This is a genomic window from Variovorax sp. 350MFTsu5.1, assembly GCF_048302515.1.
GTDB classification, from domain to species: Bacteria; Pseudomonadota; Gammaproteobacteria; order Burkholderiales; family Burkholderiaceae_C; genus Variovorax; species Variovorax guangxiensis.
In genome coordinates this window covers 651,617-672,368 of record NZ_CP157620.1, presented here as the reverse complement: position 1 = coordinate 672,368, position 20,752 = coordinate 651,617, and the positions used below count along the sequence as shown (strand labels likewise).

The following is a 20,752-nucleotide window of genomic DNA, read 5'->3' as shown; positions in this document are numbered from 1 at the left end:
CTTTCTACTCGTGGGTTGCAAATGCAAACAGATTGTGACGCCGACGGTGCGCCTCAGGCCCTCCCGCCCCAGAAATCCGGGTTGCCGTATTGCTCCTTGAGGAAATCAAGCCACAGTCGCACCCGCAGCGGCATGTGCTTGGCGCCCGCGAACACCGCGTAGATGCCGTTGGGCGGTGCGGCGAACTCCTCGAGCAGCGGCACCAGCAGGCCGGCGTCGATCTCGGCCTCGACCTCCCAGGTGCTGCGCCACGCGATGCCGTGGCCGGCGAGGCACCAGTCGTGCAACACCTGGCCGTCGGAGCAGTCGAGCGGGCCGCTCGGGCGCAGGTGGATCAGCTCCTGGTTGCCTTCTTCGTTGACGACGCGGAAGGCCCAGCCGCGCGTCTGCGAGGCGTCGCTCGACAGCGTGAGGCAGGCAAAGCGCGAGAGCTCGCTTGGGTGCCTGGGCTTGCCGTGGCGGCGCACGAATTCCGGCGTGGCGACGCAGCGGCGGCGGTTGTCGGCCAGCCGCACGCTCACCAGCGACGAATCGGGCAGGTCGCCCACGCGCACCGCGCAGTCGAAGCTCTCGCCGGTGACGTCGACCACGCGGTCGCTGAGGTTCAGCGAAATGGTCACTTCCGGGTGCAGCGCATGGAAGCGCGGCACCAGCGGCGCGACGTGGCGGCGGCCGAAGCCGGCCGGCGCCGTCACGCGCAGATGGCCGCTGGCCTTGAGGCCGCCGGCGCTCACGCTGGCCTCGGCGTTCGCGAACTCGGCCAGCAGGCGCTGACAGTCTTCGAGGAAGGCGCTGCCTTCGTGGGTGAGGGTAATGCGCCGCGTGGTGCGCACCAGCAGCTTGACGCCCAGGCGCTCCTCCAGCGCGTCGAGCCGGCGCCCCATGATCGCGGGCGCCACGCCCTCGGCCTTGGCCGCGGCAGTCAGGCTGCCGCGGGTCGCGACCGAGACGAAGGATTCGAGTTGCTTCAGGCGGTCCATGGGGCGGGAACTATAGCCCCGCTCCCTGCCGCACCGGCCCTTCCGGTTCTAGGCTTGATGCCGGGAGTCGGTGGCGTGCGAGAAGAGCGGCGCGCCGCCCACGGGCAGTTCCGCCTCCAGCACGCTTCCGGTGGCCGAATCGGTGAGCACCAACTGCCGGGTGCCGGGCCGGAAGGCGATGTTGGTCACGGTCTGCCCTGCCGGGCTGCGGACCACGTGCGTGACCTCGCCGCGCGCGTTGAGCAGGAAGGCGCCGCCCAGGCTGGCATGCGCCACCACCAGCCCGCCGTCGGCCGTGACCGCCAGCCCGTCGGGGCCGCTGGTGCCGAAGAAGGTCTGCAGCGCGCCCACCTTCGAGAGGCTGCCGTCGGGCAGCAGCGGCGCGCGCCAGACCTGGTTGCCGCGCGTGACGGCCACGAACAGCACCTTGCCGTCGGCGCTCGCCGCCACGCCGTTGGGGCTCGGCGCGTTGGACAGGAGCAGATCGAGCCGGCCGTCGGCATGCAGCCGGTACACGCGCCCGGTGGGGTCGTGCAGGCCGGTCTGGCCCTGGTCGGTGAAATAGAGGCGCCCTTCGAGGTCGAAGCTCAGGTCGTTCACGCCCTTGAAGGATTCGCTGTTGCGATGCCCGAGCACCGTCTCGATCGGGCCGCCGCCCGCGTCGCGCCGCAGGATGCCGCGCCGGTAGTCGGCGATCCAGAGGCTGCCGTCGGCATGGATCGCCATGCCGTTGGGCCAGCCGTCGTAGGCCTCGACGAGTTCCCATTCGAGCGACGAAGGTGCGATCCTGAAGATGCGGCCGTAGGGAATGTCGGTGAGGTACAGGTTGCCAGCCCGGTCGAACACCGGGCCTTCGAGAAAGCTGTCCATCACGTGGCCGGGCTTGTTGGCGTCGACCCAGTCGGTGCGCCGCGGCTTGCGGAAGGCGTCGGGCAAGCGGGTGAGCACGCGCGCCTCGATCACCTCGGGCGGCTGGAAGTCCAGGTTCCACATGGTGTCGCTCAGTCGGGCTGCACGCCGGCAGCCTTGATGACCGCGCCCCAGCTCTGCGTCTGGCCTTGCACGAACTTGCCGAAGTCCGCCGTCGAAGCGCCGCCGGGGCTGGCGCCCTGCTCGGCGAAGCGCTTCGCCAGGTCGGGCGAGGCCAGTGCCTTCTTCACCTCGGCCTGCAGCTTCTCGACGATGGGCTGCGGCGTGCCCTTGGGCGCGGCAATGCCGAACCAGTTGGTGGCGGTGAACTCCTTCAGGCCGGCTTCGGCGCTGGTCGGCACATCGGGCAGCGCGCCCAGGCGCTGCGGCGAGGTCACCAGCAGCGCGCGCACCTTGCCGCCCTTGACCTGCGGAATGGCCGTGGGCGCAGCGGTGACCAACACGTCGACCTGCCCCGACACCACGCCCAGCATTGCCTCGCCCGCGCCCTTGTAGGGCACGTGCGTCAGCGCGAGCTTGCCGTTCTGCTTGAGCAGCTCGCCGCCCAGGTGGGTTGAACTGCCCACGCCACCCGAGCCGAAGGTCAGCTTGCCCGGGTTCGCGCGTGCGTCGTCGATCAGCGCCTGCACCGTCTTGTAGGGCGAGTTCGCGCCCACCACCAGCACCAGCGGCGCGTCGACGATGGCCGTCACCGGCACGAGGTCCGCAGGCTCCCATGGCAGCTTCTTGAACAGATGCGGCAGCATCGCGTAGGTGGTGTCGTTGATGAGGAAGCTGCCGCCGTCCGGCGTCGCCTTGGCCACGAAGTTGGAGCCGATGGTGCCGCTCGCGCCGGCGCGGTTGTCGACGTAGAAGGACACACCCGTCTGCTCGGTGAGCTTCTGCGCGATCTGGCGCGCCGCGTAGTCGGTGGTGCCGCCGGGCGCGTACGGAACCACGAGGCGCACCGGCCTCGAAGGCCAGCTGCCGGCGGGTGACTGCGCCTGGGCGATGAATGGAACCGCGAGCGCGATGGCGGCGAGCCAGGAGTGCAGCTTCATCATTTGTCTTCCTTCGTTTGTTCTTCTGGGCAGGGCCCGCTTATTCGGGCCGCACGCCCGCGTCGCGCACCGCCGCGCCCCAGCGCGCGTGCTCGGCCTTGATGTACTGCGCCGCCTGCTCCGGCGTACCGCCCACGGGCGTGCTGCCTTCGGCCAGCAGCTGCGAGATGGTCGCGGGCTTGGCCAGCGCCTTGTCGACGGCGGCACTGAGCTTCTTCACGATCTCGGGGCTGGTGCCTGCTGGCGCGACCAGCGCCTTCCAGTCCACCGCCTCGAAGCCCTTGTAGCTCTCTGCCACGGTGGGCACGTCGGGCATCACCGGCAGGCGCTTGGCCGACGTGACGGCCAGCGCGCGCAGGCGGCCGCCCTTCACCATCGAGAGCGCGCCCTGCGGCGTGGCGAACATGTAGTCGGTCTGGCCGCCGAGCAGGTCGGTGATGGCCGGCGCGGCGCCCTTGTACGGCACGTTGAGCACCTTGAAGCCCGCGCGCTTGGCGAGCACCTCGCCGGCCATGTGGCCCAGCGTGCCGGTGCCCGCGAGCGCCTGGCGGATCTCGCCCGGCTTGGCCTTGGCGGCGGCGACCAGGTCGGCCAGCGACTTGAACGGTGCGTCGGCGCGTACCACGAGCACCACGGGTTGCGAGGCCACGACCGACACCGGCGCCAGGTCCTTCAATGCGTCGTAAGGCATCTTCGGGAAGAGCGTCGGGTTTATCGCGAGGTTCGCCGTCTGGCCCAGGCCGATGGTGTAGCCGTCGGGCTTGGCTTTCGCCACCACGTCCATGCCGATGTTGCCGTTGCCGCCCGCGCGGTTGTCGACGATGAAGGTCCACTTGGTGTCGTCGGCGAGCTTCTGCGCGATGAGCCGCGCCACGATGTCGGTGGCTCCGCCGGGCGTGTAGGGCACGATGAGCCGCACCGGCTTGTCGGGCCAGGCGGTGTCGGCGACGACGGGTGCGGCGTTCAGCCATGCGGCGGCCGCGGCGCACGCCAGCAAGGCGCGCCGTGCATTGGAAAACATGAGTTCAGTCTCCGAGGGTGATGTGTTGTGTTTCGAGCGCGGCGATTTCCTCGTCGCTGTAGCCCACTTCTTTCAGCAGCTCGCGGCCGTGCTCGCCCGTGCGCGGGGGCTGCAGGCGGATGCCCGGGCGTTCGCCGTCGAGCGTGAACGGCATGAGCGGCACCTTCGCCATGCTGCCGTCGTTCATGCGCACCGGCGCGAGGCCGCCGGTGGCGTTGAGGTGCGGGTCGTCGAACAGCTCCTGCGGCCGGGTGATGGGCGCGAAGGGCAGCTCGTTCTTCTCGAACACCGCGGCGAGCTCGGCCGCGCTGTGGTTGGCGAGGTGCGAGCGCAGGATGGGCATCATCCATTCGCGCGCCAGCACGCGGTCGTTGTTGGTCTTCAGGCGCGGGTCGGCCAGCATCTCGTCGAGGCCGAAGGCCTTGCAGAAGATGGCCCACTGCTTGTCGCTCACGGCCGCCAGGAAGATCTGCTCGCCGTCCTTCACGGTGAACACGTCGTACACCGCCCAGGCCGAGATGCGGCTGGGCATCGGGTCGGCCGCCTTGCCGGTGGCGGCGAACTGCATCATGTGCTGCGCGACCAGGAACACGTTGTTCTCGAACAGCGCCGACTGCACCTCGCAGCCCTTGCCGGTGATGTCGCGCTGGCGCAGCGCGGCCATCGCGCCGATGGCGCCGAACATGCCGCCCATGATGTCGTTCACGCTGGTGCCCGCGCGCAGTGGGTCGCCCGAGCGGCCGGTCATGTAGGCGAGGCCGCCCATCATCTGCACCACCTCGTCGAGCGCGGTGCGGTGGTCGTAGGGGCCGGGCAGGAAGCCTTTGTGGCTCACGTAGATGAGGCGCGGGTTGAGCTTGGCCAACGTGTCGTAGTCGAGCCCCAGCTTCTTCATGGTGCCGGGCTTGAAGTTCTCGCTCACGATGTCGGCGGTGGCGATCAGCCGCAGCGCGGCCTCCACGCCCTCGGGCTTCTTGAGGTCGAGCGCGATGCTCTTCTTGTTGCGGTTGAAGGTCGGGAAGAAGCCCGAGCCCGAGCCCAGCAGGCGCCGCGTGCTGTCGCCCTCGATGGGCTCGACCTTGATGACCTCGGCGCCGAGGTCGGCCAGCAGCAGGCCACAGGTCGGCCCCATGACCATGTGGGTGAACTCGACGACGCGAACACCCGCGTAGGGCAACGGATTCGACGGGGGATTGGCTTCAGGCATGAGCGACGGGTTCCTGGACAAAGCCTTTCGGCAGACCGGCCTCGGGCGTCATGCCGTACACCGGTTCGCCGGGCAGGCCGGCCATGAGCGGCGCGCGCGCCGCGATGAGTTTCTGGATGTCGATGCCGGTGCGCACACCCATGGCCTCGAACATGAAGACCAGGTCTTCGGTGACTGCGTTGCCCGAGGCGCCCGGCGCATAGGGGCAGCCGCCCAGGCCGCCCAGCGACGCGTCGAAGGTGCGCACGCCCTCGTCCCACGCGGCGAGGCAGTTGGCCAGGCCGAGGCCGCGCGTGTTGTGCATGTGGGCCGCGCCGGCGTGCCTGCCGATCTCCGCGCGCAGGCGCCTGAAGAGGCGGCGCACCTGCGCGGGGTTGGCATAGCCCACGGTGTCGGACAGGCCCGATTCGTCGGCGCCGGCTTCGATGCACTGCGCGGCGAGGCGGATCACGTCGTCCTCGGGCACCAGGCCCTGCAGCGTGCAGCCGAAGGCGGTGGAGATGCCGGCCTCCAGCTTCGCCTTTGGCGCGATCTCGCGGCGCAGGTCGGAGATGGCGCGCACCTCCTCGACCATCTCGGTGGGCGTCTTGCGCACGTTGGCCAGCGAATGCGCCACGCTGGCCGACACCGGCATGGTGAGCTTGTGCGCGCCGGCTTCGAGCGCGGCCTGCGCGCCCTTGCGGTTGGGCACCAGGGCCATCACCACGAGGCCCGGCAGCGTGACGGCGTGGCGCACCACCTCGGCGGCATCGGCCATCTGCGGCAGCAGCTTCGCGGGCACGAAGGAGGCGACCTCGATCTCGCGCACGCCGGCGGCGTAGAGCGCGTCGATCCAGCGCAGCTTGTCGGCGGTGGGCATGGTGGCCTTGACCGACTGCAGGCCGTCGCGCGGGCCGACCTCGCTGATGAGGACGTCGGGGGTTGTCATCGGATTCTGTCTCCTTGCGCTTGACTGTTCTGTCTTACAGAACTACATTCCGTTAAACAGAATTAGACCGTCGATCCGCCCCGACTGTCAAGCCGCGCCATTCGCTGCCCCTCCCCAGCCATGCCCCGAAAAGCCCAGACCGAATCCGTCTCCGATCTCAACGCCGCCCCCGGCGGCGCCGCCGCGGTCGACCGCGCGCTGAGCCTGCTCTCGGCCTTCCAGCCGGGCGACGAGGCGCTGTCGCTCGCGCAGTTCGCCGAGCGCACCCAGCTGTACAAGAGCACAGTGCTGCGGCTGCTGGCCTCGCTGGAACACGCGCGGCTGATCCGCCGGCAGGACGACGGCCGCTACGCGCTGGGCATGGAGATCGCGCGGCTGCACGGCCTCTACGCGGCCTCGCAGTCGCTCGACCGCATCGTGCTGCCGGTGCTGCGCGCGCTGGTCGCAATCACCGGCGAGAGCGCGGCGTACCACGTGCGGCAGCCCCAGGGCGACAGCTGGGTGCGGCTGTGCCAGTTCCGCATCGATTCGCCGCACGTGGTGCGCGACCACGTGCGCGCCGGCGACCTGCTGCCCAATGACCGCGGCGCGGGCGCGCGCGTGCTGATCGCCTTCGGCCCCGAAGCCGAACTGCCGCGCGGCGCGAAGGAACGCAAGCTCTACGACACCATCCGTGCGCAGGGCTGGTGCGCGCTGGTGGGCGACCGCACTGCCGAACTGGCCGGCATCTCGGCGCCGGTGCTCCACGCCGACGGCAGCCTCGCGGCCGCGGTCACGCTGACGATGCCCACGCACCGCTATGACGAGCGCTACATCGAGCCGGTGCGTGCGGCAGCGAAGGAACTCAGCGGGCAGGTCTGAGCAAGCGACCGGTCAACGCAGCGCGGCCAGCACCGCGCGGTTCTGCTCGGGCAGCCCGATGCTGACGCGCAGCCACTCGGGCAGGCCGTAGGGTCCGAGCAGCGAGACCTCGATGCCCGCGGCCAGCAGGCGCGCGTGCACGGCCTGCGCGTCGCCGACCCGCACCATCAGGAAGTTGCCGGACGAGGGCACGTATTCGAGGTCCAGCGCCTTGAAACCGGCGGCGAGCTGGTCGCGCCCGGCCGTGTTGACCTCGTAGGTACGGGCGAGGAAGTCCGTGTCGCCCAGCGCGGTCACCGCGGCGGCCTGTGCCGGCGTCGTCACGTTGAAGCGCGGACGCTGCGCGTTCATGCGCGCCGTGAGCGCCGGTTGCGACACGCCGTAGCCGATGCGCAGCCCCGCCAGCCCGAAGGCCTTGGAGAAGGTGCGCGCCACGATCAGGTTGGGCAGGCGCCGCACCCATTCGATGCTGTCGTAGCGCTGCGCGGGCGCGAGGTATTCGGTGTAGGCCTCGTCCAGCAGCACCGTCACGTGCGCGGGCACCGACTGCAGGAAGGCCAGCAGCGGCGCGGCTTCGATGAAGGTGCCGGTCGGGTTGTTCGGGTTGGCGACGAATACCAGCTTCGTGTCGTCGCGGATGGCCGCGCGCATCGCGTCGAGGTCGTGGCCGAAGTCGCGCGACGGCACGACAGTTGCGTGCGCATGGGCATGGGCCGCGGCCTGCGCGTAGACGATGAAGCCGTACTGCGAATACACGACGCCCTCGCCCGGCTTCAGGCTCACCTGCGCCGCGAGTTCGAGGATCTCGCTCGAACCGCTGCCCAGCGTGAGCCAATCGGCGGGCACGTCGAGCCGGGCGGCCAGCGCGTTCTTCAGCGCGGTGCCGTTGTTGTCGGGGTAGTTGCCGGCGCCCGCGAGCGCTTCGGCAGCGGCGCGGCGGGCCGACTCGGGCATGCCCAGGGGGTTTTCGTTGGAGGCCAGGAGGATCATGGAAGCTGACGTGCTGAAGATGACGGATTTATTTAAGAAGTTAAATATATCCGGCGCCTGCGGCCTTCTTATCAGTGCCTACCCTTTGCGCTCCTGAGGGCCGCGCATCCATTACCTCTATTTTTGTCACGGATAAATCCCGATTCAGGCTCTTACTCGCCAGCAAAGTATCGAATAAAGTCCGTCCCAGGATTGCATTTTTCTCAAGGAGAAACCCACATGACCGCCCGCACCACCGCCCACGGACTCCAGGTCGCGACCGAACTGCACCGCTTCATCGAAGAGAAGGTCCTCCCCGCCAGCGGCGTGGCCAGCGACGTCTTCTGGAAGGGCTTCGACGCCATCGTCAGCGACCTCGCGCCGAAGAACATCGCCCTGCTGGCCGAGCGCGACCGCCTGCAGAGCGAGCTCGACGCCTGGCACAGGAAGAACCCCGGCCCCATCGCCGACATGCCGGCGTACCGCGCCTTCCTCGAGAAGATCGGCTACCTGCTGCCCCAGCCCAAGGGCGTGAAGGCCACCACCGCGAACGTCGACTCCGAACTCGCGCTGCAGGCCGGTCCGCAGCTGGTGGTGCCCATCCTCAATGCGCGCTATGCGCTGAACGCGGCCAACGCGCGCTGGGGCTCGCTGTACGACGCGCTCTACGGCACCGACGCGATTCCCGAGACCGGCGGCGCCGAGAAGGGCAAGGGCTACAACCCGGTGCGCGGCGCCAAGGTCATCGAGTTCGCGCGCAACGTGCTCGACCAGGCCGCGCCGCTGATCAACGGCTCGCACAAGAACGCCACCGGCTACAGCGTGAAGGACGGCAAGCTCGTCGTCGCGCTGCAAAGCAGCAGCACCGGCCTGGCCGATGCATCGCAATTCGTCGGCTTCCAGGGCGACGCCGCCTCGCCGTCGTCGGTGCTGCTCAAGCACAACGGCATCCACCTGGACATCCGCATCGACCGCTCCACGCCCATCGGCAAGAGCGATGCCGCCGGCGTGAGCGACCTGGTGCTCGAAGCCGCGCTCTCCACCATCCTCGACCTGGAAGACTCGGTGGCCGTGGTCGACGCCGCCGACAAGGTGGTGGCGTACTCGAACTGGCTGGGCATCGTCGAAGGCACGCTCACGGAAGAGGTCACCAAGGGCGACAAGACCTTCACGCGCGGCCTGAACGCCGACCGCGAATACACCGGCGCCGACGGCAAGCCCGTGAAGCTGCACGGCCGCTCGCTCATGTTCCTGCGCAACGTGGGCCACCTGATGACCAACCCGGCCGTGCTGTACGCAGATGGCAAGGAAATCCCCGAGGGCATCCTCGATGCCGTGGTGACCACCACCATCGCCACCATCGACCTCAAGCGCAAGGGCAACTCGCGCACCGGCAGCATCTACATCGTCAAGCCGAAGATGCACGGCCCGGCCGAAGTGGCCTTCGCCAGCGAACTTTTCGGCCGCGTCGAGCAGCTGCTGGGCCTGCCCGCCAACACCGTGAAGCTGGGCATCATGGACGAGGAGCGCCGCACCAGCGTCAACCTCAAGGCCTGCATCGCCGAGGCCGCCGCGCGCGTGGCCTTCATCAACACCGGCTTCCTCGACCGCACCGGCGACGAGATGCACACGGCCATGCAGGGCGGCCCGATGATCCGCAAGGGCGACATGAAGTCCAGCGCGTGGATCGGCGCCTACGAGAAGAACAACGTGCTGGTCGGCCTCTCGAGCGGCCTGCGCGGCAAGGCGCAGATCGGCAAGGGCATGTGGGCCATGCCCGACCTGATGGCCGCCATGCTCGAGCAGAAGATCGGCCACCCCAAGGCCGGCGCCAACACCGCCTGGGTGCCCTCGCCCACCGCCGCCACGCTGCACGCGCTGCACTACCACCAGGTCAGCGTGACCGCGGTGCAGCAGGAACTGGAGAAGATCGACGCCGACGCCGAGCGCGACAACATCCTCAACGCCCTGCTGCAGGTGCCGATCGCGGCGGAGGCCAAGTGGACCGCCGAAGAGCGCCAGCAGGAAATCGACAACAACGTGCAGGGCATCCTCGGCTACGTGGTGCGCTGGATCGACCAGGGCGTGGGCTGCTCCAAGGTGCCCGACATCCACAACGTCGGCCTGATGGAAGACCGCGCCACCCTGCGCATCTCCAGCCAGCACATCGCCAACTGGCTGCTGCACGGCGTGGTCACCAAGGCCCAGGTCGACGAGACCTTCCAGCGCATGGCCAAGGTGGTCGACGAGCAGAACGCAGGCGACCCGCTCTACAAGCCGATGGCCGGCAACTTCACGACCTCGGCGGCCTACAAGGCGGCGCAGGACCTGGTGTTCAAGGGCATCGAGCAGCCGAGCGGGTATACGGAGCCGCTGCTGCATGCGTGGCGGTTGAAGGTGAAGGGCGAGGCCTGATCGGCCCGCCGGGGGCAAGGCTCCATCACCAGAACGGCGCCTCCGGGTGCCGTTTTTTATGCGCGCGACCTGGTCTTCCTGGCAGCCGCCTTGAGCGGCACGTCGTCCATCGACAGCTGGCGGAGTTCGCGGCGCAGTTCGCGTTCCAGCTCCTTCTCGGTCGGCAGGTGCAGCTGATAGCGGCTGGTGAAGATGTTGCGCTCCTGCTGCTCGCCCAGGGTGTACTTCACCACGGCGTCGTTCTTGTCCGGACAAAGGATGACGCCCAGTGTCGGGTTGTCGCCTTCGGTGCGACGCTCGCGGTCGTAGTAGTTCACATAGAACTGGATCTGGCCGAGGTCGCCATGCGTGAGCTTGCCGACCTTGAGATCGATGAGCACGTAGCACTTGAGCACCGTGTGATAGAAGACCAGATCGATGTAGAAGTGGTCGCCATCGATGGTGATGCGCTCCTGGCGCGACACGAATGCAAAGCCCTTGCCCAGTTCGAGCAGGAAGTTCTGCAGGTTCTCGATGAGCGCCTGCTCCAGCCTCGACTCGACCAGCTTCGGCGATTCCGGCAAGTCCAGGAATTCGATCACCACCGGGTCCTTCAGGACATCGAGAGGCTGCATCACCTCCTGGCCGTGCGTCGCCAGACGCAACAGGCCCTTCTTGTCCTTGCTCTTGGCCAGGCGGTCGTACAGCAGGCTGGCCATCTGGCGCTGCAGTTCGCGCACCGACCACGCGCTGCGGATGGCTTCGATCTCGTAGAAGGCTCGCGCCTCCGGCCGCGCTGCGCGCAGGAGCTGGCGGTAATGGCTCCACGAGAGAGACGGATGCAACGTCCCAGGATGCCAGCCCGAAGGGTCACCGGATTCCCGAGACGCCGTCTCGGAATTGGCCTGAAGAGGCAGCGCCGCCGCTGCGGTCGATTTCCGAGACAGCGTCTCGGAAATCAACTGCGGATAGTCCAGGTAGAACTGCCTGAACGCTTCGAGGTTGTCGGCGGAATAGCCTCGGCCGAACTCGGCCGTCAGGCGCGTCGACAGATCGGCGAGCAGCTTGGCGCCATAGCCCGCCCGACGCTGACCTCGCTGCTCCTCCTCGACGATCTCGCGCCCGATCAGCCAGTTGGCCGCCACCTGTGTGGTGTTGACCGTGCGGACCACGCGGGCGCGCGCAGCATCGAGGATCTCGCGCACGCGGCTGAAAAGCGGCCGGATGGCTTTCTTGGCTTCCGGCTTGGCTGCACGGGAGCTGGAGCGGGAGGGGGTGTCAGTCTTGGGCAATGCGCGACTCTGGGGTTGTCCGGAAATTATGGAGGCAGCCTTCTTCGCGGGGGCGAGTCCTCGCAAGCGTCGCCGCTGTGACCATGCGCAAGATGATCAACTAGCATCATGACCGCCCCAACCTTCCTGGCCTCTCGCTCCCAATGAATCCGAACGCGGCACCCAAGCCCGCGGAGCAATCCGGCAACGCCGGCCCCGGCTCACGCCTTACTCGCTCTTCCCGCTGGTCCTCCTCCGCGGCCGCCATGCTCATGGCCCTGGCCACCGCCTTCGCCCTGAGCCAGGCTTTCCGCACCGTCGGCGCCATGATGGCCACGCCGCTCGGCAGCCACTTCGGGCTTACGCCGCAGCAGCTGGGCACCTGGGCGGGCACCTTCCATTTCATGTTCGGGATCATGCAGCTCGCGATGGGCGTATCGATCGACATCTTCGGCGTGCGCCGCACGGTGCTGACCGCCTTTCCGCTGGCGATCGCGGGTGCGGTGCTGTGCGCGATGGCGCCGGACTTCCATGCGCTGCTGCTGGGGCAGGCGCTGATCGGCGTGGGCTGCGCGCCGGCCTTCCTGGCGTGCACGGTGTTCATCGCGCGGCACTTCGATGCCTCGCGCTTCACCGCGATGTCGGGGCTGGTGATGAGCCTGGCCGGCATGGGCATCCTGTTCACGGGCACGCCGCTGGCGCTGCTGATCGAGGCTTCGTCGTGGCGCGTGGGCTATGCGGTGCTGGGGACGTTCGCGGTGCTGTCGTGGCTGATCATCTTCTGGCGCGTGCGCGAGCCTGCAGGTGCCGCCGATATCGCGCTGCCGGAACGGGCGGAGCGCCAGACGCTGCGCAAGGCCGTGCGCGAACTGCTGCCGCTGTTCGCGATGCCGCACACGCTGGGCCTGCTGTGCTTCGCATGCGTGTCGTATGCCGCCTTCATCACGCTGCGCGGCCTGTGGCTCGGCCCGGTGCTGCACGAGCGGCACGGCCTCTCGCTGGTGGCCAGCGGCAACGTCGCGCTGGTGATGACCGTCGCCGGCATGATCAGCCCGACGCTCTTCGGCCGCATGGACCCGGGCGGCGCGCGGCGCACGCGCTGGATGATGGGCTGCGCGCTCGCGGGCTCGCTGATGTTCGGCGCGATGGCGCTGACGCATTCGCGCGCGATCGACATCGGCCTGCCGATCGTCTACGGCCTTCTCTCGGGCTACAGCGTGCTGCAGTACGCCTACACCAAGAACGCCTACCCGGCAGCCATGACGGGGCGCGCGATGGCGCTGATGAACATGGCGATGTTCCTCGGCGTCTCGCTGATGCAGTGGACCACCGGCGTGGCCGCGTCGTGGGCCGTGGCGAATGGCGTCGAGCCATTCCGCGCGGTGTTCTTCACGGTGGCCGGCATGCTGGCTGCGGGCAACCTGGCATTCTTTCTTCTGCCGCGCGCGGCAGCACGGCCGGCGGCGCAGCTCAGCGCTTGATCGCAAGCATCAGCACGCCGCCCGCGATCATCGCCACGCCCGCCCATTCGCGGCCGGAGGGTCGCTCGCCGAGGAACATCACGGCGAACAGCACGACCAGCACCACGCTGAGCTTGTCCACCGGCGCGACACGCGAGGCATCGCCCACCTTGAGCGCGCGGAAGTAGCAGACCCACGACGCGCCCGTCGCGAGCCCCGAGAGCACGAGAAAGAGCCAGGTGCGCGGCGAGAGCTGCAGCGGGTTCGTCCACTTGCCGGTGGCGTTCACGAACACGAGCAGCACCGCGAAGATGACCACGGTGCGCACCAGCGTCGCCATGTCGGAATCGACACCGGCCAGGCCCAGCTTGGCGAGGATAGCCGTCAATGCGGCGAAGACGGCCGACAGGGCGGCCCAGAGGAACCAGTTGGAGGCGGTGAGATTCATCGTGCTCTCTTTCATCGCGGACGGCGCGGCGCCTGCATCATGCGCGATGCGGCTTTGCCTCTACCTGACGAACGGCTTCAGACGTCTTCGCCCAGGCGCGCGCGGATCTCCTTGCGGCTGAGCTGGCGCTTGGTTGCGGCATAGACGTCGTCGCGCCCGTACATGGCCCGGTTGCTCGACACGCCGAACTCCGGCCGGCCCCACGCACACGTGGTCCTGACGAAGCAGCGCCGCAACACGTCGAAACGCTTGTCCCAGACACCCGGGGCCTTCATGGGCGGCGTGGCTGCCAAGGTGATCTCGAACCAGTCGCCGTTCACGCGGTGCCATTGCGTGAGTTCGTCGATCACGACGAACGACAGCTCTGCCTTCGTGCCGCCGCGCTCACGCCGTCGAGCCTGTGAAAACCGGCGGTTGGGCAGAAGGATGCCGGTGGCGGGGTGCACGAAAAGCTTTACCCGCGAAGCCTCCTCCAGCGGCACGCGCTCACCGCGGCCCCACCATCCTGCACGCACCAGCACTTGCCCGTCGTGCATCACCGCATCGCGTTCGACGAAGTCGTCGATGTGCTCGAAGATATGCGCCTGCACGACGCTGCGTCGATCGATGGTGCTGCAAAGCTCCGAATACACCTTGTCCCAAGGCCGGTGCACCTGCTTGTGCAGCCAGCGCTTGAGCGGCGCGAGGTTCTCGTTGAGCCCCTTGGGGTATTCGTAGCCCTGCTTCATGCCCAGTCGCGAGCCGCGCTCCTTGCTGTTGCGCCACTTGCGTCCATCGCCCTGCACGCCGCCACCGCGGCGCGGCCGTTCGACGATGACCTTGTCCATGTCTTCACGCACGGTCAGTCCTCCTGCACGATGTTGCGCGCTGCCTTCTGCAGCGCCACCTTCTGCGCGCGCCGCTCGGCGCTGTGGGTGCGCAGGTGGCGGCCCGCCTTCTGGCTTGCTTCGCGGCGCGCCAGCGCTGCCACCACAGGGTTGCGGGGTGCCGCGTTCGGCACCGAAAAATAGAACCGGCCCAGACGCTTGTCGTCGTCGCGGGCCCTTCGTTGAGCACTCATGTGCACACACTCCGAAAAACAAAAAGGCCCCGGCGAATGGCTGCGCGGGGCCTTTGTCGATGGGCCTCGGCGGATGCGTGGATGCACATCCGGCCGGGGCGGTCGGTGTGCGGGTCAGGTGTTCAGGTAACGGTTCATTGGATGGGTGTGTCGCCAGGGAGGTCGATCGTCGCCGGGCGCGCGGGGAGCAAAAACTGTTGCTGAAAAACGAAGCGCGGATTCTGTAGCTCGCGCGTTCGATGCGCAAGCGTCGCGCATCGCCTGTGTGGCGCAAAGCCTACGTGGAGGGCCGATGAATCCAATCGCGCGCAGGCGGCGTATCAGGTTCAAGCGCATTGCGCCTCCGATCTGCTGGCGGTTTCCACAGAGAGCCTCGAGAACCATCCATCATCTTTCCAGGAGACTTCAATGAAGAAACTCGTGATCGCAGCCAGTGTCTCTGTCCTCCTCGCAGCCTGCGCGGGCGGCATGGGCATGAGCGGCAACGGCAGCGGGGCATCGAACCCGATGGTCGGCGGCGCGCCGATGTACCCGACGAAGGACATCGTCGACAACGCGGTGAACTCGAAGGACCACACCACGCTTGTCGCCGCCGTGAAGGCCGCGGACCTCGTCGGCACGCTGAAGAGCCCCGGCCCGTTCACCGTGTTCGCGCCGACCAACGCCGCCTTCGCGGCACTGCCCGCCGGCACCGTCGACACGCTGCTCAAGCCCGAGAACAAGCCCACGCTGACCAAGGTGCTGACCTATCACGTGGTACCCGGCAAGCTCGATAGCGCGGCGCTCATGAGCGCGATCAACGCAGGCGGCGGCAAGGCCATGCTGAAGACCGCAAGCGGCGGCACGCTCACCGCGACGATGAGCGGCGGCAACGTGCTGGTGACCGACGCCAAGGGCGGCACGGCAACGGTGACGATCGCCAACGTCTACCAGTCCAACGGCGTGATCCATGTCGTGAACAAGGTGCTGCTGCCAGGTTGATCGACATCGTTGTGCGTCAGCTGCGCTGCGCGGCCTCGGCCTCGTCGCGCAGCCACTGCGCGAACTCCTGCGCGTCGCGATTGCCTGCGGCGCGCCTGGACATCTCGATGAAATAGCCGCGATGCGAGGCAGCGCCCTCGCCCAGCGGCGCCACGAGCCGGCCATCGCGCACCAGTTCGCTCAGCAGCGGCAGCCGGCCGATCACCACGCCCTGCCCCGCCACAGCGGCGGACACGGCATCGGCGTACTGCGTGAAGCGCAGCGTGCTCTTCATGCGCAGGTCTTCCAGCCCCATGACCTTGAGCCAGGGTTCCCAATCGGCAGTGGGCGCCTCGCTGTGGTCGGGGTACTCGACGGTGAGCAGCGTGAGCTTGGAGAAATCGGAAAGCTCGCGCAGCGACGCAGCCACCTGCGGCGAGCACAGCGGGATCACCGACTCCTCGAACAGCGCCGGCCCCACGCCGCGGCCGACGGGCACGAAGCGCACCGCCAGGTCGATGCGGCTGCTTTCCAGGTCGAGCACGTCGAGCGTGGCCGACACCCGCACGTCGACCTGCGGATGGCTGCCCGTGAAGCGCGCCAGCTTCGGAATGAGCCAGATCGACGCGAAGCCCGGCGTGGTAGTGATCGCCACCTGCCGGGGCGCGGAACTCGCGCGCACCCGCGCCGTGGCGTCGCGCAGGCGCTCCAGGCTGTCGGTGACGGCGCGCTGCAGCACGCCGCCGGCCTCGGTGAGCGACAGCGCGCGGTGGCGCCGCTCGAAAAGCAGCACGCCCAGGCTGGCTTCCAGCTGCTGGATCTGCCGGCTCACGGCCGACTGCGTGAGGTGCAGCTCCGAGGCCGCCAGCGTGAAGCTCAGCCGGCGCGCAGCCGCCTCGAAGCTGCGCAGCAGTTCTAGCGGGGGAAGCTCGCCGCCGGTGGCATTGGCGGCTTTCACATTCTCTGGGCGCATGCAACGAGTTCTTAATGACCGTGTGTAAGGAGGGCTTCGGTTCACTATATTCATTCGCATAGTGAATGCAATGGAGCTTGCCATGAGCACCTCTTCTTCGAACCCTTCTTCTCCCGCCGTGACCTTCTCGTCCAGCACTTCCCGCTTCCACGTGAGCCTGCCGAAGCGCTCGGTCTTCACCGTGCCCGACGGCGCGGGCGTGGGCATCGAATGCCGCAGCGGCTCGGTGTGGGTGACGATCGACAGCGACACGCGCGACATCGTGCTGGAGCCCGGCGAGCGCTTCGAGAGCACCGACCACCGGCGCGTGCTGGTGTCGGCGCTGGAGTCGTCGTGCATCACCGTGTCCGACGCGCAGCCGGCCGCGATGCCGCTGCGTTCGCGGGATGCCAGCGCATGGTCGCAATGGCGACTTCGCTCCCACGGGTTGTCCCCGGCTTGACCGGTCTCCATGCGCGTCGAACCATCGATGCCATGAGTTCCGACACCGCTGCACAACCCTTCATCCTCCAGGAGCAGGCCGACGGCATTGCGACGCTGACGCTGAACCTGCCCGCCAAGTTGAACCCCATCGCGCGCGACCTGCAAATCGAGCTGCGCGACGCGCTGGAGCACATCCGCGACGACCGCTCGGTGCGCGCCGTGATCCTCACCGGCGCCGGCAAGGCCTTCTGCGTGGGCGCCGACCTGAGCGCGATGGCGCCGCCCGAAGAGGGCAAGTCGCTCGGCACGCAGACCGCCGAGTGGATGCAGAGCCTGAGCAACCCGCTGATCGAGACGCTGCGCACGCTGCCGGTGCCGGTGGTCGCGGCGGTGAACGGCCCGGCCGCCGGTGCGGGCGTGGGCCTGGCGCTCGCGGCCGACGTGACCATCGCGGCGCGCAGCGCCTATTTCTACCTGCCCTTCCTGCCGAAGCTCGGCATCGTTCCGGACCTGGGCTGCACCTGGGCCATTCCGCGCCGCGCGGGCCGTGCGCGCGCCATGGGCATGGCGCTGCTCGACGAGCGCGTGGGCGCCGGACGTGCGGTGCAGTGGGGCCTGATCTGGGCCTGCGTGGACGACGAGCAACTGCTCGAAGAGGCCAAGGGCATCGCCCGACGCCTGGCCCGCCTGCCCGCGCACGCGGTGCTGGAAGCGCGAGCAGCCTTCGAAGCCTCCGAGCACCACACGCTGAAGGAACAGCTGCACTACGAGAGCGAGCGCCAGCGCGAGCTGATCGACAAGCCCAGCTTCCGCGAGGGCGTGAGCGCGTTTCTGCAGAAGCGCGCGCCGGTGTTCGAGAGCCGCTGACATCCGGACACCGGCGTCCACTGGCGCCGCCCGGGGGGCTGCAGGACAATGCCGCGCATGTCCATCCCCAACGCCTTCTACGCCCAGTCGGGCGGCGTCACATCGGTCATCAACGCCTCGGCCTGCGGCGTGATCGAGACGGCGCGCCGCCACCCCGACCGCATCGGCAAGCTCTACGCCGGGCGCAACGGCATCATCGGCGCGCTGGCCGAAGAGCTGATCGACACCGGCGCCGAATCGGCCGAAGCCATCGCGGCGCTGCGCACCACGCCTTCCGGCGCCTTTGGCTCGTGCCGCTACAAGCTCAAGTCGCTGGAGAAGAACCGGCGCGAGTACGAGCGGCTGATCGAGGTCTTCAAGGCGCACGGCATCGGCTATTTCTTCTACAACGGCGGCGGCGATTCGGCCGACACCTGCTTCAAGGTAGGCCAGCTCTCGCAGTCGATGGGCTATGCGCTGCAAGCCATCCACGTGCCCAAGACCATCGACAACGACCTGCCGCTGACCGACTGCTGCCCCGGCTTCGGCTCGGTCGCGAAGTACGTGGCAGTGTCGACCATCGAGGCTTCGTTCGACGTGCGCTCGATGGCCGCCACCTCAACCAAGGTGTTCGTGCTCGAGGTGATGGGCCGGCATGCGGGGTGGATCGCGGCGGCCGGCGGGCTCGCGGCGGACCAGGGCATTCCGGTGGTGGTGCTGTTCCCCGAGATCGAGTTCGACAAGGCACGCTTCCTCGCGCGCGTGGACGAGCTGGTGAAGCAGCACGGCTACTGCTCGGTGGTGGTGTCCGAAGGCTGCCACCACCCCGACGGAACATTCCTTGCCGAACAGGGCACGCGCGACGCCTTCGGCCATGCGCAGCTCGGCGGCGCGGCGCCGGTGGTGGCGCAGATGGTCAAGGACGCGCTGGGCCACAAGTTCCACTGGGCCGTGGCCGACTACCTGCAGCGCGCGGCGCGGCACATCGCATCGGCCACCGACGTGCGGCAGGCCTACGAGCTGGGGCAGCGTGCGGTCGAGCTCGCGCTGGAAGGCCGCAACGCGGTGATGCCGACCATCGAACGCATCTCCGACGCGCCCTACGCCTACCGCCTGGGCAGCGCGCCGCTCGAATCGGTCGCCAACGTCGAGAAGCCGATGCCGCGCGACTTCATCTCCGACGACGGCTACGGCATCACCGAGAAGTGCCGCCGCTACCTGCTGCCGCTGATCGAGGGCGAGGACTACCCCGCCTACAGCGGCGGGCTGCCGGTGTACGCGACGCTGCGCAACGACGTCGTCGCGAAGAAGCTGCCGGCCTTCGGGATTTCATGATGTCCACCACTGCAGAGGCTCCGGCCGGCCTGATCGACGCCACGCGCTGCCCGCTGTGCGGCGAGGCGAACCGCTGCGCGATGGAGATGGAGCGCGAGACGGGCCAGGCGCAGCCGCCCTGCTGGTGCATGCAGGTCGACTTCAGCAAGGCGCCTCTCACCAACCTGCCGGAAGAAATGCGCGGGCTCGCGTGCATCTGCATGCGCTGCGCGGCCGGCCAGCCGCCCCCACCTCCGCGCTCTCCTCAGGACTGAGCGGGGCTCTCCTGGGCCGGCTCGATGTCGCCGGCCACCACCATCGAGGGCGCGTCGCCCGGCCGCTGCTGCGTGACCACGCGGTGGATGAACTGCAGCTTGCCCACCGCCACGCGCGGCAGCACGAAGGGGTAGTAGTCGGGCTGGCCCATGCTGCGCGACAACTCGTTGAGCACGTTGGTGAGCAGCACCCAGCCGTTGATGAAGTCGAGGAACCTGCCGGCGTCGGGGTCGTCGGGCTGCCACAGGTCGGCAGGCGTGAAGAGGTCGCTCGCGAGCTCGACGTTGGTCGCGTCGACGCCGAAGCTCATCGCGGTGTCGGCCGTGTCGGCCATGTGCAGGTAGTGGGCCCAGGTCTCGGCCCAGTCCTCCCACGGGTGGGTGCTGGCGTAGCTGCTCACGAAGCGGTCGGCCCAGTCGGGCGGCGGGCCCTGCTCGTAGTGCGTCTGCAGCGCGGCGGCGTAGTCGGCGCGCTCGTCGCCGAAGAGGGCGCGGAAGTCGTCGATCCACTGCGTGGGCTGTACCAGCAGGTCCCAGTAGTAGTGGCCGATCTCGTGGCGGAAGTGGCCCAGCAGGGTGCGGTAGGGCTCGCGCATCTCGGCGCGGATGCGCTCGCGCACGGCGTCCTCGGCCTCCTCGGCGTTGAGGGTGATCACGCCGTGCTGGTGGCCGGTCATCACGTGCGGGCCGCCCGGCGTGTTGCTGAGGAAGTCGAAGGCCAGCCCGTGCTCGGGATCGGCGTGGCGGCTCACCACCGGCAGGCCCAGCGCGAGCAGTTGCGAGAGCAGCCGGCGCTTGGCGGTCTCGAGCTTGCGCCAGAGTTCGCCGTTGCCTTCCACCGAGAGATCGGGAATGGTGCGCGTGACGCTGCAGGCCAGGCAGTAGCCGGGCGCGAGGCCATGCGTGTCGGGCGGCTGCTGCTCGCCTTCACGCGCGGCGGGCACCATCCAGTTGCAGCCGGCCGGCGTCATGAAGTTCACGCAGCGGCTGTAGGTCTTGCCGTGCGGATCGCCGAACACAGTGAAGGTGTCGGGCTGCGCGCCCGCGCCTTCCGCGGGCGCGAGCGGCATCACGCCGAGCCGCTCGATCACGTAGCCCAGCGGCGTGTGGCATGCCAGGCATTCGCTGTTGCGCAGGAACACGGGGCGCTCGCACTGGCATCGGTAGGCGCGGCTGACGGTGGGCGCGGCCAGCTCGGCGGCGAGGGTGGGCGCGGCCAGCTCGGCGGCGAGGGTGGGCGCGCCTTCCCCTTGCGCTTCGCCGGAGGCAACCGGCTGGGCGTTGGCTTGATCGTCGGATGGAGCATTCATGCGGCAGTTGTCTTGATTGATCTTCCTGACGCGGAAGGGACAGCGGGTGCATTTTGCGGTCGCCCCTTTCATTTGCCGCCGC

At 68.5% G+C, this 20,752-nt stretch carries 20 protein-coding genes and 1 pseudogene; 8 read left to right on the top strand and 13 right to left on the bottom strand.

Going from position 1 to position 20,752, the window contains the following annotated elements:
- Positions 1–53: 53 nt before the first annotated feature.
- The 6 genes from ABL843_RS02950 to ABL843_RS02925 are packed head-to-tail and all read right to left on the bottom strand — an operon-like array spanning position 54 to position 6,106.
- Positions 54–980 (bottom strand): LysR family transcriptional regulator, encoded by a 927-nt coding sequence (locus ABL843_RS02950; protein ID WP_126022206.1) that lies wholly within the window; start codon positions 978–980, stop codon positions 54–56.
- A gap of 48 nt (positions 981–1,028) precedes the next feature.
- Entirely contained in the window at positions 1,029–1,973 is a 945-nt protein-coding gene (locus ABL843_RS02945) for an SMP-30/gluconolactonase/LRE family protein (RefSeq protein ID WP_418118912.1), read from the bottom strand.
- Positions 1,974–1,981: 8 nt separating this feature from the next.
- A complete protein-coding gene (locus tag ABL843_RS02940) occupies positions 1,982–2,953 on the bottom strand; it encodes a Bug family tripartite tricarboxylate transporter substrate binding protein (protein ID WP_418118911.1) in 972 nt (323 codons plus the stop codon).
- A gap of 37 nt (positions 2,954–2,990) precedes the next feature.
- The gene (locus ABL843_RS02935) at positions 2,991–3,971 is read right to left on the bottom strand and encodes a Bug family tripartite tricarboxylate transporter substrate binding protein (RefSeq protein ID WP_418118909.1); all 981 of its coding nucleotides are present in this window, start codon (positions 3,969–3,971) and stop codon (positions 2,991–2,993) included.
- Positions 3,972–3,975: 4 nt separating this feature from the next.
- Positions 3,976–5,178 carry a CaiB/BaiF CoA transferase family protein gene (locus ABL843_RS02930; RefSeq protein ID WP_418118908.1) on the bottom strand — a complete coding sequence of 401 codons (1,203 nt, stop codon included), beginning with the start codon at positions 5,176–5,178 and terminating at the stop codon, positions 3,976–3,978.
- A complete protein-coding gene (locus ABL843_RS02925) occupies positions 5,171–6,106 on the bottom strand; it encodes a hydroxymethylglutaryl-CoA lyase (protein ID WP_418118907.1) in 936 nt (311 codons plus the stop codon). The genes ABL843_RS02930 and ABL843_RS02925 overlap by 8 nt, the downstream gene beginning before the upstream one ends.
- Positions 6,107–6,226: 120 nt before the next feature.
- On the opposite strand from ABL843_RS02925, the gene ABL843_RS02920 reads away from it, so the two are divergent.
- Positions 6,227–6,967 carry an IclR family transcriptional regulator gene (locus tag ABL843_RS02920; protein ID WP_418118906.1) on the top strand — a complete coding sequence of 247 codons (741 nt, stop codon included), beginning with the start codon at positions 6,227–6,229 and terminating at the stop codon, positions 6,965–6,967.
- A 12-nt stretch (positions 6,968–6,979) separates the two neighbouring features.
- Here ABL843_RS02920 and hisC read toward each other — a convergent pair.
- A pseudogene (gene hisC, locus ABL843_RS02915) lies at positions 6,980–7,963 on the bottom strand (histidinol-phosphate transaminase); the annotation flags it as partial.
- Between the two features lie 213 nt (positions 7,964–8,176).
- Here hisC and ABL843_RS02910 point away from each other — a divergent pair.
- Positions 8,177–10,351, top strand: coding sequence for a malate synthase G (locus tag ABL843_RS02910; RefSeq protein ID WP_369659852.1), 2,175 nt, complete (start codon positions 8,177–8,179; stop codon positions 10,349–10,351).
- 56 nt (positions 10,352–10,407) lie between these two features.
- Here ABL843_RS02910 and ABL843_RS02905 read toward each other — a convergent pair whose 3' ends face one another.
- Entirely contained in the window at positions 10,408–11,622 is a 1,215-nt protein-coding gene (locus ABL843_RS02905) for a PDDEXK nuclease domain-containing protein (protein WP_221297595.1), read from the bottom strand.
- Between the two features lie 143 nt (positions 11,623–11,765).
- On the opposite strand from ABL843_RS02905, the gene ABL843_RS02900 reads away from it, so the two are divergent.
- Positions 11,766–13,082: an MFS transporter gene (locus ABL843_RS02900; protein WP_418118905.1), complete on the top strand. Its 1,317-nt coding sequence runs from the start codon at positions 11,766–11,768 to the stop codon at positions 13,080–13,082.
- On the opposite strand, the gene ABL843_RS02895 is transcribed toward ABL843_RS02900, so the two are convergent.
- The 3 genes from ABL843_RS02895 to ABL843_RS02885 form a co-directional block, all read right to left on the bottom strand.
- Complete coding sequence (locus tag ABL843_RS02895; RefSeq protein WP_020723164.1) at positions 13,072–13,509, bottom strand: EamA family transporter; 438 nt, start codon at positions 13,507–13,509, stop codon at positions 13,072–13,074. The two genes, ABL843_RS02900 and ABL843_RS02895, sit on opposite strands and share 11 nt — an antisense overlap.
- Before the next feature lie 77 nt (positions 13,510–13,586).
- On the bottom strand, positions 13,587–14,348 hold the full coding sequence (locus ABL843_RS02890; protein WP_369659854.1) for a hypothetical protein: 762 nt from the start codon (positions 14,346–14,348) through the stop codon (positions 13,587–13,589).
- 2 nt (positions 14,349–14,350) lie between these two features.
- Positions 14,351–14,569 carry a hypothetical protein gene (locus ABL843_RS02885; protein WP_126183986.1) on the bottom strand — a complete coding sequence of 73 codons (219 nt, stop codon included), beginning with the start codon at positions 14,567–14,569 and terminating at the stop codon, positions 14,351–14,353.
- A gap of 408 nt (positions 14,570–14,977) precedes the next feature.
- Between ABL843_RS02885 and ABL843_RS02880 the strand changes: the two genes are divergently transcribed.
- Positions 14,978–15,550 (top strand): fasciclin domain-containing protein, encoded by a 573-nt coding sequence (locus ABL843_RS02880; RefSeq protein WP_418118904.1) that lies wholly within the window; start codon positions 14,978–14,980, stop codon positions 15,548–15,550.
- 16 nt (positions 15,551–15,566) lie between these two features.
- On the opposite strand, the gene ABL843_RS02875 is transcribed toward ABL843_RS02880, so the two are convergent.
- Positions 15,567–16,502 carry a LysR substrate-binding domain-containing protein gene (locus ABL843_RS02875; protein WP_418118903.1) on the bottom strand — a complete coding sequence of 312 codons (936 nt, stop codon included), beginning with the start codon at positions 16,500–16,502 and terminating at the stop codon, positions 15,567–15,569.
- A gap of 82 nt (positions 16,503–16,584) precedes the next feature.
- Here ABL843_RS02875 and ABL843_RS02870 point away from each other — a divergent pair, with 82 nt between their 5' ends.
- Genes ABL843_RS02870 through ABL843_RS02855 form a run of 4 tightly spaced genes read left to right on the top strand, consistent with a single transcriptional unit; the run spans position 16,585 to position 19,360 of the window.
- Positions 16,585–16,944, top strand: a complete 360-nt coding sequence (locus ABL843_RS02870) for a DUF2917 domain-containing protein (RefSeq protein WP_418118902.1) — start codon at positions 16,585–16,587, stop codon at positions 16,942–16,944.
- 32 nt (positions 16,945–16,976) lie between these two features.
- Positions 16,977–17,792: an enoyl-CoA hydratase-related protein gene (locus tag ABL843_RS02865; RefSeq protein ID WP_418118901.1), complete on the top strand. Its 816-nt coding sequence runs from the start codon at positions 16,977–16,979 to the stop codon at positions 17,790–17,792.
- 57 nt (positions 17,793–17,849) lie between these two features.
- Positions 17,850–19,106 (top strand): 6-phosphofructokinase, encoded by a 1,257-nt coding sequence (locus ABL843_RS02860; protein WP_418118899.1) that lies wholly within the window; start codon positions 17,850–17,852, stop codon positions 19,104–19,106.
- Complete coding sequence (locus tag ABL843_RS02855) at positions 19,103–19,360, top strand: cysteine-rich CWC family protein (RefSeq protein WP_418118898.1); 258 nt, start codon at positions 19,103–19,105, stop codon at positions 19,358–19,360. The genes ABL843_RS02860 and ABL843_RS02855 overlap by 4 nt, the downstream gene beginning before the upstream one ends.
- Here ABL843_RS02855 and ABL843_RS02850 read toward each other — a convergent pair.
- Entirely contained in the window at positions 19,351–20,670 is a 1,320-nt protein-coding gene (locus tag ABL843_RS02850) for a zinc-binding metallopeptidase family protein (protein WP_418118897.1), read from the bottom strand. The genes ABL843_RS02855 and ABL843_RS02850 overlap by 10 nt on opposite strands.
- Between the last annotated feature and the right edge of the window lie 82 nt (positions 20,671–20,752).